At 65.9% G+C, this 14641-nt stretch carries 10 protein-coding genes and 1 riboswitch; of the genes, 6 read left to right on the top strand and 4 right to left on the bottom strand.

The genetic code is table 11. The features are described from left to right. Window positions 1-558: 558 nt before the first annotated feature. Window positions 559-1635, top strand: a complete 1077-nt coding sequence (locus BLJ79_RS10730) for a M14 family zinc carboxypeptidase (protein ID WP_071214729.1) — start codon at window positions 559-561, stop codon at window positions 1633-1635. 321 nt (window positions 1636-1956) lie between these two features. On the opposite strand, the gene BLJ79_RS10735 is transcribed toward BLJ79_RS10730, so the two are convergent. Next, window positions 1957-3141, bottom strand: coding sequence for an MFS transporter (locus BLJ79_RS10735; protein WP_353615475.1), 1185 nt, complete (start codon window positions 3139-3141; stop codon window positions 1957-1959). Window positions 3142-3350: 209 nt separating this feature from the next. On the opposite strand from BLJ79_RS10735, the gene BLJ79_RS10740 reads away from it, so the two are divergent. Both BLJ79_RS10740 and BLJ79_RS10745 read left to right on the top strand, forming a co-directional pair. Next, window positions 3351-4664 (top strand): MFS transporter, encoded by a 1314-nt coding sequence (locus tag BLJ79_RS10740; protein WP_286135347.1) that lies wholly within the window; start codon window positions 3351-3353, stop codon window positions 4662-4664. Next, complete coding sequence (locus tag BLJ79_RS10745; RefSeq protein WP_071214730.1) at window positions 4661-5341, top strand: FadR/GntR family transcriptional regulator; 681 nt, start codon at window positions 4661-4663, stop codon at window positions 5339-5341. The genes BLJ79_RS10740 and BLJ79_RS10745 overlap by 4 nt, the downstream gene beginning before the upstream one ends. 79 nt (window positions 5342-5420) lie before the next feature. On the opposite strand, the gene BLJ79_RS10750 is transcribed toward BLJ79_RS10745, so the two are convergent. After that, on the bottom strand, window positions 5421-7241 hold the full coding sequence (locus BLJ79_RS10750; RefSeq protein ID WP_071214731.1) for a calcineurin-like phosphoesterase C-terminal domain-containing protein: 1821 nt from the start codon (window positions 7239-7241) through the stop codon (window positions 5421-5423). Between the two features lie 414 nt (window positions 7242-7655). Here BLJ79_RS10750 and BLJ79_RS10755 point away from each other — a divergent pair, with 414 nt between their 5' ends. Beyond that, window positions 7656-8483: a shikimate 5-dehydrogenase gene (locus BLJ79_RS10755; RefSeq protein ID WP_175475457.1), complete on the top strand. Its 828-nt coding sequence runs from the start codon at window positions 7656-7658 to the stop codon at window positions 8481-8483. 69 nt (window positions 8484-8552) lie between these two features. On the opposite strand, the gene BLJ79_RS10760 is transcribed toward BLJ79_RS10755, so the two are convergent. Continuing rightward, complete coding sequence (locus tag BLJ79_RS10760) at window positions 8553-9755, bottom strand: MFS transporter (protein WP_286135348.1); 1203 nt, start codon at window positions 9753-9755, stop codon at window positions 8553-8555. Between the two features lie 740 nt (window positions 9756-10495). Continuing rightward, window positions 10496-10591: riboswitch (SAM riboswitch) on the top strand. A 155-nt stretch (window positions 10592-10746) separates the two neighbouring features. Here BLJ79_RS10760 and BLJ79_RS10765 point away from each other — a divergent pair. After that, entirely contained in the window at window positions 10747-11985 is a 1239-nt protein-coding gene (locus BLJ79_RS10765) for an acyl-CoA dehydrogenase family protein (RefSeq protein WP_071214732.1), read from the top strand. A 21-nt stretch (window positions 11986-12006) separates the two neighbouring features. Here the strand turns inward: BLJ79_RS10765 and BLJ79_RS10770 are convergent, their stop codons facing one another. Next, window positions 12007-12804, bottom strand: coding sequence for a GNAT family N-acetyltransferase (locus tag BLJ79_RS10770; RefSeq protein ID WP_071214733.1), 798 nt, complete (start codon window positions 12802-12804; stop codon window positions 12007-12009). A 296-nt stretch (window positions 12805-13100) separates the two neighbouring features. Between BLJ79_RS10770 and BLJ79_RS10775 the strand changes: the two genes are divergently transcribed. Then, on the top strand, window positions 13101-14600 hold the full coding sequence (locus BLJ79_RS10775) for a helix-turn-helix transcriptional regulator (RefSeq protein ID WP_175475458.1): 1500 nt from the start codon (window positions 13101-13103) through the stop codon (window positions 14598-14600). Window positions 14601-14641: the final 41 nt, after the last annotated feature.

Consider the following 14641-nt stretch of genomic DNA (forward strand, 5'->3'; position numbering starts at 1 on the left):
TCCGGCGACGGGCGGCATGCCGGGCATCTCCAGGGGAGGCCAGGCCACGGCGCTGGATGCGCAGGATTTCCTGCGGCCCTACGGGAGTGTCCTGGTAAACGGCGATGAGAGTTGTATTGCCACAGGTCAGATATCGGTTTTCGTGTTGGCTTTTGTATGGCCTAAGTCGTTTTCTGGCGTCCCCGAGGCGAATTTCCGATCGGCGGAACCACGGTCGTGGAGACTGGGGGTGTTCGGCACTGTTGTACCGTCCGAAATGGAACCCTGATGACCTTTTCAGGCATCGCCCCCATGAGCTAGGTGAATTTTTGCCTCTGCGACACATTTAGGTCCTACAACTTCCTGCAACGCCGATGCTTCGTTTGGCCTCGATTCACACGGTTCTCTTAACGCACGACCGAACGAATACGAAATAGTTAGCGAACTCCCGCTAGAGCTCGGTCGCCGAATAGGTATGGCCAAGTCGGTCCTTGTTTTGCCGATCCCCATATGGTTTGGTGGTGTATGTCACAGCAGGATTTGGGGATCCGAACCAGCCACAAGGAGAACAGCATCCCGATGTCCAGCCGTAATAGCTACCTGTCACCTTCAGCCTTCAAGAAGCTTGCCTGCACAGCCGCAGCTTCCGCCCTGTGTCTCGGGTTGGGCCTCGCTCCCGCGCAAGCTGTGGGAAACGGACCCAATTACCAGGGTAATGAGACCATCAATACCTCGATCCTGCACACCTACGACTCAATGGTCGAGGAACTGCAAAAGCAGGATGCAAAGCAATCGGCATTGGAACTTGAAGTCATCGGCCAATCCGTGAAGGGGCGCGACCTCTTCCTTGCCAAATATGAGTCGGATCCGGCCAATCCAACCATCTTGTTCCTGACGCAGCAGCACGGTAATGAGCAGCTGACCACCGAAGGGGCCCTTGAGGTCATCAAGCACCTGGGCACCGGACGCATGAAGGGCACGCTGAAGGACATCAACGTTTTGTTCGTACCGATGCTGAACCCAGATGGTGCCATGGGAGACGTGGACTTTGACCTGAGTGACTACATCGCTTCCGGCGAACGGCACTTGACCCGCTACAACGCCAACAACGTCGACATCAACCGCGACCACGTGGCCAAGACGCAGCCGGAGATCCAGGCACTGCACAACAACGTGCTTGCAGCCTACGACGTTGACTACATGATCGACCTGCATCACCAGGGCACCCGATCGGCAGTGGACGGCAACCTGGTATCTGGATCCATCCTGTACCCGACCACGCCAGATGTGGACGAGCAGGTGCGCGAGGGCTCGAAGCGCTTGGGCTCCATCGTTTACCAGAACGTCGACCCGACCGGATGGGGACATCTGGGCAAGTACGTGGGTGGGACGGCAAATACGATTGCCCGCAATGGAATCGCTGCGGAGTATGGCATCTCCACGTTGCTCTTCGAGATGCGCGGCATGAGCGACCACTACAATCCGGGCTCCGTTCTGGGACAGAAATCCAATGGATACCTGCGTCAGCAGACCATCGTGACCCTGGAAAGCGTTATCAAGGCCGTCGCGGACGGGTCGGTTGAAACAGCTGACACGTCTTTCTGGGATGTCCTGCCCGAACAGCAGTACTTGCCGGGCGAAGAATCGGACGAATAAGCACATCCGGCAAGGGCGGTGAACGGTTGTCCGGTTCACCGCCCTTTGCCTTGTTCTAGGAAATCGGATGGTGGGCCGCAGTTATGCGCTTGCACCCTGAAGTCTGGAAACGATACGGGGTGGGCGGATGCCAAATGCACTTATTTCAAGAATGTCCGCCAAATTGAGGGTCACTGGCCTATCAGCATAGTCCTGCGGCAAAGAGCTGGGGGCTCGTCAAGCGCCTGTTGTTGAATAATTGCTGCCTTGGTCTTGGTTGCCCGTCGGCTGCACCGAAAGCCGGTTCCAGGAGAGAACATGCTGCCCTGTCGTGGCTTCTTGCTATTGCCGTTCGGAGAGCCGCACGGCCAACAGCGAACCGATGCTGAAGGCGAGGGTTGCGGCGAGCACCAGGAACAGCGGCATGGTCCAGGATCCGGTGGCGCCGTTCAGCCACCCGGCCAGCGGCGGGGCGCAGGTCGCCGCGAGGTATCCACTGCCCTGGATGCGGGCCGACGCGGTTGCCACGTCGGCATTGTTGTGGGCGACCCGGGGGATGATCGAGAAGATCGCCGTGAACCCGCCGCCCTGGGCCACCCCGCCGATGAGGGCCCAGAGCACGAAGTGCTCGGGGGCGGCAAGGAGTCCGATCGGCAGCGCGGCCCAGCACAGGGCGATGACGGCCGTGGCGATCCAGAGTTTTGTGCGGGAGGCCAGCAACGGAACGCCGAACGCCCCGACGACGGCCGCAATCTGGAAGAGGGAAGCCGTTGCGCCGGAGGAGGCCGGAGCCAGTCCGCGGGTGTCGGCCAGCAGCAGGGGCAGCCAGGCGGTCGTGGCGTAGTAGGCGGCGGACTGGCCGCAGAAGGCCAGGACCAGCAGCCCGACGACGCGCCGGAAGCGGGTCCGGTCGGCCGATCCGCGTGCGGTGGCGGCCAGTGCGCCGGGCCCGTCGGACAACGCGGGGGCCGCGGGCGCCGGCGATGCCGCGGCCTCGCGGGGCGTGGGTGCAAAACGCCCGCGCCGTTGCCGCAGCAGCCAATAGGCCAGTCCTGCGGCGGTCACCACGCCCCACGCCGCGATCGCCCAGCGCCAGCCAACAAGGGCCGCCAGCGGCGCGGTGCCCAGCAACGTGGCCATGGAGCCGATGTTCATGGTGGCCGAATAGGCGCCGGTGGCGGCGGAGATCCGGTTGAACGGGACATCCCGGCGGATCAGCACGGGGACGGCGATGTTCCCCAGGGTCATGGCCGCACCGATCAACACGGTTCCGGCCAGCACCACCGGTGCCGGTCCGATCGAGCGGATGACGGTTCCGGCCAGCACCCCGGCCAGGCACAGGATGATGGTGGCCTCGGGCCCGAAGCGGCGGATGCTTCGGGTGGCCAGCGGTGTGGCGAGCGCAAACAGCAGCACCGGCAACCCGGTCAGCAGCCCGGCCCCGACCGCACTGAGCCCGGTGTCGGCGGTGATGCCGGGGATCACCGCGGTGGGGGCGATGATCGGAGCCCGCAGGCTCAAGGCCACGACCACGATGCCGGCGATGACCCATGGCAGGGTCGTGCGCGGTGAAGGACGGGGATGCGTGGCGGGCTCCTCTGAATCGCGGAGGTGGAGCGCAAAGTGGTGCGCGGGGTGCTGCCGCCAGCCTATCGGAGCCCGGTGCCGGTCATGCCGGATTGTTGGAAAGGGCACGAAATTCGTCGTAACAAACATCAGACGTCTAATGTTTAAACATGAATTCAGAGAGCACCCGCCAACCCTCCGCCCCGCCGCAGGCCATGGAGGATGTCGCCGCCGAAATGGTGGCGGCGGAGGCCGCGGTGGGTGCCCCGGTGCCGCCAATGGCCCCCGCAAGGCGGAATCGCTGGTTTTCCGGGGCCTTGGCCGTGGCGGCCGTGGTGCTGGTGGGTCTGAATCTGCGCGCCGGGATCGCCTCCGCGGCGCCGCTCTTCCACGACCTTGAGGAACTGCTGGGTTACGGCACGCTGGTGGCCTCGCTGCTGCCGACCATCCCGGTGTTGTGTTTCGCCTTCGCCGGCGCGGGGACCGCCTGGCTGGTCAAGCGCACCGGACTCGAACGGGCCATCGGCGTGGCCCTGCTGCTGCTCACCCTGGGCCTGGCCGTGCGCGCCTTCGAATCCACCTGGCTGCTGCTGGCAGGAACCGTGCTCGGCATGTCAGGGCTGGCCATCTGCAACGTGGCCATGCCCTCCTTCATCCGCGAGCACCACGCGCACCGGACCGCTTCGATGACCGCGACCTACACCGTCACCATGTCGGTGGGCGCGACCAGCGCCGCGGCCTTCAGCGTGCCGATTGCCGCGCGGCTGGAATCCCCGACCCTCGGGCTGGCCGCCTGGGCGGTCCCCGCCGCCCTGGCGCTGCTGGTGTTCCTGCCGCTGGCCATCCGGGGGAGCCGCGCAGACGGACCGGCGGGGCCGCACGTTTCCCCGTGGCCCATGCTTGCCACGCGCAAGGGCATGCTGTTCACCTCGGTCTTCGCCGTGCAGGCATTGCTGGTCTACACCCTGCTGAGCTGGTTGCCGCACATCCTCATCTCGCGCGGCTCCGACCCCGCCACCGCCGGCTTCATGCTGGGCCTGGTCCAGGCCGTCAGCATTCCGACGGTCCTGCTCTTGCTGTGGATGGCCTCGAAACCACGGCTCTTGCGCCCCGCCTTCGTCCTGACCTGCGGGTCCGCCACTGCCGGGTTCACCGCCCTGCTGCTGCTCCCGGTCGAATTCTCGGTGGTGCCCGCGGTGCTCACCGGGCTGGGGCTGGGCATCTTCCCGCTGTTGATGCTGATGATCAGCCGCAGCGGCGAGAGTGCGGCCGAAACCACCGCGCTGTCGACCTTGGCCCAGTCCGTCGGGTACCTGGTCGCCGCCGCCGGCCCGTTCGGGCTCGGCTTGTTGCAGGGGGTCCTGGGTTCCTGGACGGTTCCGCTGGTCATCCTCGTCGGGGTCACCCTGGTGCAGTTCTTCCTGGGATACCGGCTCGGCGGAATCGGACGGAAGCAAGGCACCCCGGTGGAGGTGCGGGCATGAGCACCCCCGGCGTGAGGCTTCCACTGGCCGACGAGGTGGTTGCCCGGCTGCGCGAGGCCGTCGCGTCGGGCCGCTGGGCCGTGGGAGCGAAAATCCCTTCCGAACCCGAACTCATCGCCGAATTCGGTGTCTCCCGCGGAACCCTGCGCGAGGCGGTCAAGGCGCTGGCCCACGCCGGCTTGTTCGAGGTGCTGCGCGGGGACGGGACCTACGTGCGGGCCACCAGCGAAATCAGCGGCACCGCCCAGCGGGTCTATCGCGAGCACGCGGACGAGGACGTGCTGCAGGTGCGTTTCGCCCTGGACACGCAGGCCGCCCGGCTTGCCGCAGGCGCGGCCGACGCCGCGGTGGTCGAGGTCCTGCGTGCGCTGCTGTTGCAACGGCGCGAAAGCTGGGATGCCGGGGACTACGAGGCATGGTCGTCCGCGGACTGGGAATTCCACCTGCGCATCGCCGAAGCCTCCGGAAACACGCTGTTGCACGAACTCTACGAAAGCTTCGGGGACGTCTTCCACGGGACGAAGATGGTGCAGCGGCTCGAAGCCGGCTTTGACGGTTGCCTGGCCGCCGGGCACGAGGAGTTGCTCGAGGCGATCGAGGCAGGGGACGGAGATGCCGCCGTGCGCACAGTCATCGCGAACCTCGACTATTGCATGGGCTGGATGCCCGGACGATAGTTGCACAAGCGACGGCGGTGCGCCGCGGCCGCAAAGCCGTGACGCACCGCCATCGTGTTTGGACGCGTGAACCGAGGAGTTACTCGGTGACCTCGAAGGTCAGCGTCTCGCTGAATTCGCGGCCGTGCACGTCGGTCGCTGTGACTTCGGCGGTGTGTTCTCCGACGGCGAGGCCCGGGGGCAGCGCCAGGCGCCACAGGTGCATCGACCTGTCTGCCAAGCCGCCGCCGTGGACGAACTGCTCCGCAATGGCAACGGGATCGGAGTACTCGGAGCCGACCAGCGGGGTTTCGCCACGTAGTTGCTGGGTCCGCGATGCAACCAGCGGCTCGCCGCCGTCGATTTCGACCTCGACCGTGGAACCGGTCGAACCCATCCAGAAGTCGGTCGTCAGCCAGGCCTGGCCCGCCAGATCGGCCCGGGATACCGCCATCGGGCTTTCCAGTTCCGGAGCCGACCCGCGCGGCACGGAGAGGTTGTCCGCGTACCAGGCCCGGTACTTCGGGGTGTTCAGGCCCACTGACATCTGCTCGGATCCGTCGCCGCCGCGGACAGTGAACCGTTCGGTGACCTCCGTGTTCTTGATGTCGAGGGTCAGCACGCCGGGCGGGGTGCCGTCGCGCTGGACGGATGTCGGGTAACCCCCATCGAGGACCCGGCCGCCGTACCAATGGCCCGACACCGCGGGCACGGTCAGGTGCGTGAACGGCAGGCCCGCCTCGCCCACTTCGTCGCGCCATCCGGCCATCAGGTCGCCCTTGCGCAGGTTTTCCGCCATGTGCGTGTGCCCGCCCAGCGAGACGACCTCGCGGCCCTCAAGGATCTCGTAGATCTCCTGCAGCTGCTTCGTGGTGTGGGAGTTGCTGTAGTAGAACTCGAGCAGCGGGCTGTGGCCGGCCAGCAGGATCACCTTGTTCTTCGGGACCTTCGCGATGTCGGCGCGCAACCATTCGAGCTGGCGCTCGCCGAGCCCGTAGGTGTAGTCGCCCTTCTTCGCGGGCACCTTCGTCGGGTATTCGATGTTGCTCAGGGCCACCACATGGGCCTTGCCGGCGTCGTAGGAGTAGTACTCCGGCCCGAACTGGGCGCGGTAGGAGTCGAATTCGTGCTCGCCGTCGAGCGCATCGAAGTCCAGGTCATGGTTGCCGGGCAGGAACCGCGCCGGGCCATTGAGCATGGAGGTCAGTTCGCGGGTCTGGGTGAAGACCGAGAGGTCGTCGCCGACCACGTCCCCGATGAAGAGCGCACCGCAGCCCGCGTAGTCCTGGCGTTCGGCGAGGTCCGCGAACACGCCGTTGCGGGCGAATTCGACCTCCTTCTGGTTGTACGTCTGGATATCGGCGCCGATGGCACAGTGCTGCTCGGGAGACTGGGTGAGCTTGCTTTGGGCCAGCGGGAAGTTCACCGCCTCCGGCAGGGCACCGGTGGGTGCGATCCCGCCGAACTTCAGCTTCGGGGAGCCCGCGGGCAGGTGGTTGTAGAAGAACTGGGCGACATTGTGCTCATCGACCGGGACCTGGTAGCCGCGCGGCTGGGTGACGAAAACCGTCATGTTCTCAAAGGCGGGCAGCTCGTAGCGGCCGTTCGAGTCCGTCGTGGCGATATCGCGACCGTTGGATACGGCCACGCCATTGAGACCCCGTTCGTTGCCGTCAAGAACGGAGTTCTTGTTCGAATCGTCGAAAACGACGCCTTTGAGTGATTCCTGGTTGCTGGTGCCGTTGGATTCAACAACGTCCACGGAGCCGCGGTAGGCATTTGCGTCCCAGTCGCTCTGGGCTGGCGCGGCTCCGGCGGACGAGGGTAGCAGTGTGCCTGCAACGAGAACGGCAGCGGTTCCTACAATGATGCCGAGCGGCCGGGTGGGGAGTTTTTTGGGCGGTTGGGTGGACGTGGGCATGACGTACCTCCGGTTTGGGGAAACCAGCCGGCTATATTGCCGACCGTCACCAACTTTCCAAACGCCGATGAATGGAAAGCCGCCATTGGGGTTCGGCATGAGGTCAAGCCCGTGAAGACTTGCCCAACGGCTGACCAACAAGGCAAAACGCAAAGTTCAGGTGCGGTAGGTGTGGTCTTTTCCTTCGGGAAATGACCAGTGGCGGGCAAGGGGGTGCGCGGCGGACCGGAAGTCCCTGACGACGGCATCGAGCGCGGCCGACAGCTATTCGTGCTTAACATGAGTTGGTCTTGTTCGTTGTCAGCGCTCGCAGTTTGCTGCTCCAGGTTCCCGTTCAGGGCCGACTGTTGCCTCGGACCGTTTTTCTGGACGTCCAGAAAATTGGGGCCGTGGCTGCCGGAATAGACTCGGGGCATGCCGATACTGAACAAGGACATGACGCTTTGCATCTCGCTGGCGGCGCGGCCCAGCAACAACGGGACGCTGTTCCACAACCACCTCTATGACCAGTTGGGACTTAACTGGATCTACAAGGCTTTCGCCCCGACCGACCTGGCCCAGGCCATCTCCGGCGTCCGTGGGCTGGGCCTCCGCGGTGCCGCAGTATCCATGCCCTACAAGGAAGCGGTGATCCCGCTCGTAGACCACTTGGCCCCGTCGGCGGCGGCCATCAAGTCGGTGAACACCATCGTCAACGACAACGGGATCCTCACCGCCCACAACACCGACTACTCGGCGGTCGTTGAACTGCTGAGTATCCACAACGTTTCCCCTGCACTGCGGACCGTGGTGCGGGGCTCCGGCGGGATGGCCAAGGCAGTGGTGGCGGCGCTGGCGCACTCCGGGTTTGGCGACGTCGTGGTGGTGGCCCGCAACGAGGCGGCAGGACGGGACCTGGCCGAGACCTACGGCTTCACGTGGGCGCCCGAAGCCGCCGAAAGCGCGGAATTGTTGGTCAATGTCACCCCTATCGGGATGGCGGGCGGCGCGGAGGCGGACCAGATGCCGTTCTCGCCGGAGCAAGTGGCCACCGCGCAGGCGGTGTTTGACGTGGTTGCCGTCCCGACGGAAACGCAGTTGATTTGCGCGGCACGCACTGCGGGAAAGCCGGTCGTGACAGGCGTCGATGTTTCAACATTGCAGGCCGTGGAGCAATTCGTGCTCTACACGGGCATCCGGCCCACCGCGGAACAGATCCGAGCGGCACGCGAATTCATGCTGGCGCCGACACCTCGCGCCTGACGCCGGAGCTTGCGGGCAGGGAACCTCGGTAACGGGCACTGGGCGAAACCCCGGAAATCCCCGCGGTGGTTATCCCGGGGTTGTGCGATTCGCGTGTCGGCGGGTCCATGCGGCATGGCCGATCGTCGCGGCGATTGTCAGCACCACGCTGGCCAGCAGGCCGAATCCGAAGATAGCGGCATAGGAACCTGCCTCGGCCAGTGTTGCCGTGGCAAAGTTTCCTAGCGAGCCGCCCAGGAACAGCGATGCGGCGAACAGCGATACCGTCGTCGCGCGGGCCTGCGGTGCCACGTCCGTGGCCCAGCCCTGCATGGACGAGTGCATGACCGCGTTGGCCACGCCTATCAGGGTCGCCGTCACGGTGACCACCGCCGGGACCGGCCAGAGCATGGAGATCCCGCAGGCCAGCGCCAACACCGCGCCGCCGGCAAGGATCAGCCGGGTCCGGGAGAAGCGATGCACCAGGACCTTCATCGCGCGTGCCCCGAGAATGACGCCGACTGCATAGCCGGTGGCCAACAGCCCGGCCAACCCGATGCCCACGCCGGCGTGCTGCAGCGCCGGCACGATGTAGGTCAGGGCGCCGAGCAACACTGTGCCTTCCAGCAGGGCAATGGCATAGAGGCCAACCGCGGCGGGAGTGAAGGCTCGCCGCAGCCGGAACCGGCCTCGCACCGCCGGAGGAGCTTCCACCCTTGCCAGCGCCACCAGTATTGCCGCGGCCCCGAGGGCGGGAAGCCCGAAGACCAACCGCCAATCCACAAAGGTTGCAACGGCTCCGGCACCCAAGGTGGCCAAGGTTGCCCCGAGTGAGGAATAGATCTGCAGGTCCGAGAGTCCCCGTGCGCGGTCCGTCCCCTTCCGGGTGTCGCCCAGCAGCGTCAGCAGGGTCGGATAGAGCGCGCCGAACATGAAACCGGTGATTGAACGGACCACGAGCAACGGCAGGTATGCCATGAACAAGGTGCTCGTGACGGCTCCGACCGCGGCCCCGGCCAGCGCCAGCCGCAGCACCGCCAACCGGCCGAATCGGTCGCTGAGCAAGCCCCAGAGCGGTTGTCCAAGCGCGTAGAACAGCGAATAGGCGGCAACCAGCTGGACTGCCTGGGCCAGGGTGAGTTCGGTGACCGTGGCCAGGGCGACGAGCATCGGCGGGGTGGCGAAGCGGTCAAAAAATGCCAGGAAGCCGATGGACCTGAGCACCGGGTCGGGTATCGTCCCGGCCTCGACAGCGGATTCCTTGGCCACGTAGGCGCTCGCCACCTTCCCCACTCGTTCCCTTGCTATATGTAACCAGACGGGTGAAGCAGGGGATGACTTCGTGACGAGTCGAGGAAAACACCAAGCGCAGGAAACCATGAAGGTGGATTCCTGCGCTTGGGTTGATCGAATACGACAGGGATTCTGTAGACCGGATTCCTGGCCGCGCTCTCAGCGTCCGAACAACCGGCCCAGAAAACGGCGAACCCCGCCGCGGGAGCCCAAATGTCCCTCGAGCTCCCAAGGGCCCGCGGCCTCGTCGGACAGCCGTCCGTCCTCGCCGTAAAGCAGATGCTTGGTGCCAGGGCCGGGGATCTGGGCACCGGCGAGATTCGGAAGGCCGGGGCTTGACGCCGAACCATGCAGGGATGCCGGTCCCATCCGTGGAGTCCTGCCCTGGACGCTTTCCGGGCGGGAGAATATCTTTTTCATCGTCATCACCGGGTCCTTTGTCGGTACCTCAATTCTAGTTTTCTTCCCCGGCCCGGGGCAGGAAATCCGACAACATCTTTTGGCTGTCGAAGTGCACGTTCCCTGGGGACCCGCATCCGATGCACATGACTGGCGCCGTTCCACGCTGGTGTCGAAAGATCAAGGTTTCTTGCGGTTGATGACGCGTTGCCCCTGGCGAATGTCCGCCGGGGCAGGACCCGGGACGCGGGAAATGCCCCATGTGACCCCAGATGTCCGTGTTTGGTCCGCATGTGACGGACGGGTTCCGCCGGATCATGTCGGCTGCTTGAATCAAGGGGTACCCATCCAGAGCGGCCGAGAGACCTGGCTTGTCGACGCCGCAGCAAATCCACTCAGCAATGAGTGGATAGTGCTTCCGCCAGGATCGATGGAGATCGCGCAACTTCCCCTTCGGCCGGCAGTGCAGTGCCCGCTGGGAGGCGTTCATGTCGAATTCCATCCCCAACGCCGAAGGTGCCTGTAGGTTCGCGCCTCACACCGGAATCCCAACCACTTCGATCGATTTGCCGACACGACCAGGAGCCAAGCCATGACCACAACGTATCTGAACCGCAGCCGGCTAGAAGAGCTCTCGGCACGCTTCGCACCGCTCTTCGAACAGATTGCCGCCGGTGCCTCGGAGCGCGACAGCAGCCACTCTCTTCCCCGCGAACAGGTAGCGGGGTTGGCCGCTGCCGGGTTCGGCGCGGTGCGCGTGCCCGAATCCCACGGCGGGGCAGGGGCCACACTGCCCGAGCTCTTCGAGCTGCTGACCGAACTTGCGGCGGCGGACCCCAACATCACCCAGGCGCTGCGCGCGCACTTCGCCTTCGTGGAGGACCGGCTCGTTGCCGCACCCGGCGCGGAACGCGACATCTGGCTGGCGCGCTTCGCCGCCGGCGAGCTGGTCGGCAACTCCTGGACCGAGATCGGGACCGTCACCGTGGGCGAGGTGAACACCAAGGTCACCCCGGATGGCAACGGCGGGTTCGTGGTCAACGGGACCAAGTACTACTCGACCGGGTCGATCTACGCCGACTGGATCGACACCTACGCCCAGCGCACGGACACCGGAACCAGGGTCATCGCGGCGATCAACGCCCACCAGCCCGGCGTGCAGCTCGCGGACGACTGGGACGGATTCGGCCAGCGCACCACCGGCACCGGAACCTCCACGTTCACCGATGCCGTCGTTTCCGCCGAGAACCTCATCGAATTCGACACCCGGTTCAAGTACCAGACGGCGTTCTACCAGCAGGTGCTGCTCGCGGTGCTGGCCGGAACGGCGCGCGCCGTGGAACGCGAGTTCGCCGCGGAGCTTGCCGCGCGCAAGCGCACCTTCAGCCACGCGGCCGCCGAGGTGGCGGGGCAGGATCCGCAGTTGCTGCAAATCGTCGGAGAGGTGTCTGCCGCGGCCTTCGTCGCTTCCGGAGCGGTGGAACGCGTGGCCGCTTCCCTGCAGCGTGCCTACGAAACCGCCGTCGCGCTCCACTCCGGGGATGTCACCGAGCAGGAGGATGAGGCAGCCAACGATGCCGCGGAACTTGCCTCGGCGCAGGCCCAAGTGGCACTCACCCCGCTGGTGCTCAACGCGGTGACCCACGCCTTTGACGCGCTGGCGGCATCGGCCACCAGCACCGCCAAGAACCTGGACCGGCACTGGCGCAACGCCCGCACGGCCGGCAACCACAACCCCTGGGTCTACAAGGCCAGGCTGGTCGGGGACCACGCGGTCAACGGTTCGGTGCTGCCGCGGGTCTGGGCCATCGGGGCGTCGAAAAAGGCGTAGTCGGGCGGCGGGTCTTCGGGCTTAGCGCGACCAGTTGTAGGGCGTGGTTGTCGAGACCTTGAGCATGCCGGAGCGTTCCAGGATGGGCCTGGAATACTCCGTCGAATCGCTGTGGGCCAGCGTCTTGCCCGCCGCCAGTGCCGAGCGGGCCCGGGCTGCCGTCAGCGCACGGTAGATGCCGCGCCCGCGGTAAGCCGCGAGGGTGGCACCGCCCCAGAAGCCCGCGAAGTCGGTGTTCGGCACGGGCTCGAGCCGGCCGGCGCCAACCATGCGCCCGTCGGTTTCGGCGACCCACAGCTCCATGCCGTCGTTGCGCGCCAGGCGCGAGATGAGTGCTTCGGCAAGCCGGGTCTTGGCGGGGTCGCCGAAGGCTTCCTGGGCCATCGCGCTCATGGCGCGGACATCGGCATCGCTGCTGATCCGCCGCAACGCCACCCCTGCGGGCATGGGGACGTCGGTGCACAGGCCCGCGAGGGCCCCGATCATGATCGACTCGGGCTCGTCGGGCAGGAAGCCGTGCACCAGCAACGCCTCGTGCAACCCCGGGGCGCGGTCGTGGCCGCGGCTCTTCCACTCGACGCGGGTGATATCGGGATCGGCGCGGAAGTGGTCCAGCGCCTGGCCAACGAGTGCCGCGATGCGGCGCCCGTCCAGGTCCCCCAGGTCGCGGTAGGTGATGAAACCACGCCCGCCGGCGAAAGTCACCAGTCGCAGGGGGCCCAGCAGGTCGACCCGGATCGCGCTGGGTGTCTCGGCGTCCGTACGGAGCTGGTCGTCGTAGGCTTCGAGGTATTTCGCAAGTGCGCTCACCGGTTTCATGCTGTCAGTGCGGAAGGGCCGCCGCAACCCCCTCCGGGGTCCGTACGGTGGCCCGACATCCCAGCGGAGTGGCATCGGCCGGAGGAACCGCGAGGCAAAAATCCGCGGCCGCCGGCAGCGCGGAACCGCCCGTCCACCGCGCGGGACCCGGACGCATTGGGGGTGGCTCGCGGAACGCCGTTCCGGCAGGTGGCCCGCGACAAGAATTGCCCGAAACCTGCCTTTTGGCGTTTACTTCACCTCCCGATCGGGAAAAATGCTGGGAAGATCCCCGTTTCTTCGCGTACCCTGAAAATGTGAGCACCCCCACATGGAACCGGCCCGCAGCGCCGGAAAAGAGCATCCTGTCCCCGGAAGACGCCGAAGAGCTGGACCTCATTTCCCTGGGACGGCGAATTCGCCACCTGCGCAAGGCCAAGGCGATGACCCTCGACGATCTCTCGGCGGCCGTGGGGACGGCGCCCAGCCAGCTCTCGCTGATGGAAAACGGGAAGCGCGAACCCAAGCTGAGCATGCTCAAGTCGCTGGCTTCGGTCTTCGGCGTGGGGCTCGAGGAACTGCTCGGGGCCGAGCCGCCCACCAAGCGGGCGGCCCTGGAGATCGAACTCGAGCGTGCCCAGCGCGGCCCGCTCTACCAGGCACTGGGGTTGCCCAAGGTGCGCATTTCCTCGCGGCTGCCCATGGACGTGCTCGAATCCCTGGTCGGGTTGCAGGGCGAGCTGGAACGCCGGCTCAACGAGCAATCCGCAACGCCCGAGGAAGCCCGGCGCGCCAATGCCGAGCTGCGCGGGGAAATGCGCGAGCGCAACAACTACTACCCGGAGATCGAGAAGGAAGCGGCCAAGGTGCTCAAGGCCATCGGCCACGCCACCGGACCGCTCTCGCACCACGAGGTCGCGGACATCGCCTCGCACCTGGGCTTCTCGCTGCACAACGTCTCGGACCTGCCGCACTCCACCCGCTCGGTCACCGACCTGAAGAACATGCGGGTCTACCTCACCCAGTCCCAGCGTTCCGAGCATTCGACCCGCTCGGTGCTGCTGCAGGCCTTCGGCCACCACGTGCTGGGCCACGCCACTCCGGGGGACTACGCCGAGTTCCTGCGCCAGCGCGTGGCCACCAACTACTTCGCCGCCTCCTTGATGATGCCGGAAAAGGCCACCGTGGAATTCCTGCAGCGCGCCAAGAGCGCCCGCGAGCTCGCGGTCGAGGACATCCGGGACGCCTTCGCGGTGTCCTACGAGACCGCGGCCCACCGCTTCACCAACTTGGCCACCGAGCACCTGGGCATCACGGTGCACTTCCAGAAGGTGCACGAGTCCGGCATCATCCACAAGGCCTACGAGAACGACGGGGTGAACTTCCCGATGGACCACATCGGCGCGATCGAAGGCCAGTCGGTCTGCCGTCACTGGACCAGCCGCGAGGTCTTCGACGTGGCCGACCAGTTCAGCGCCTACAACCAATACACCGACACGGTCGCCGGCACGTTCTGGTGCACCGCGCGGACCGAGCGCTCAACCACCGGGAAGTTCTCGCTGAGCATCGGGGTGCCGTACGTGCACGTGAAGTGGTTCCGCGGGCGCGACACCACCGAGCGCTCCATCTCCACCTGCCCGGACGAATCGTGCTGCCGGCGCCCGCCGCTGGAACTCCAGAAGCAATGGGCCGGCCAGGCCTGGCCCAGCGCCCGCGCCCAGACCCACCTGCTGGCGGCCATGCCGCAGGGGGCCTTCCCCGGCGTGGACGAGACCGAGGTGTATTCCTTCCTGGCCCAGCACTCCGGCGACAAGTAGTGCCCCGCGTCACACAATCGTCATGCTTTCCGCCCGCCGGG

Source organism: Arthrobacter sp. UCD-GKA (assembly GCF_001863355.1).
In the GTDB taxonomy this organism is placed as follows: Bacteria; Actinomycetota; Actinomycetes; order Actinomycetales; family Micrococcaceae; genus Paeniglutamicibacter.

Excerpts from the sequence above, each read along its gene's own strand:
- BLJ79_RS10730 (WP_071214729.1), top strand. The coding sequence starts at position 559 with ATGTCCAGCCGTAATAGCTACCTGTCACCTTCAGCCTTCAAGAAGCTT.
- BLJ79_RS10740 (WP_286135347.1), top strand. The coding sequence starts at position 3,351 with ATGAATTCAGAGAGCACCCGCCAACCCTCCGCCCCGCCGCAGGCCATG.
- BLJ79_RS10745 (WP_071214730.1), top strand. The coding sequence starts at position 4,661 with ATGAGCACCCCCGGCGTGAGGCTTCCACTGGCCGACGAGGTGGTTGCC.
- BLJ79_RS10750 (WP_071214731.1), bottom strand. The coding sequence starts at position 7,241 with ATGCCCACGTCCACCCAACCGCCCAAAAAACTCCCCACCCGGCCGCTC.
- BLJ79_RS10755 (WP_175475457.1), top strand. The coding sequence starts at position 7,656 with ATGCCGATACTGAACAAGGACATGACGCTTTGCATCTCGCTGGCGGCG.
- BLJ79_RS10765 (WP_071214732.1), top strand. The coding sequence starts at position 10,747 with ATGACCACAACGTATCTGAACCGCAGCCGGCTAGAAGAGCTCTCGGCA.
- BLJ79_RS10770 (WP_071214733.1), bottom strand. The coding sequence starts at position 12,804 with ATGAAACCGGTGAGCGCACTTGCGAAATACCTCGAAGCCTACGACGAC.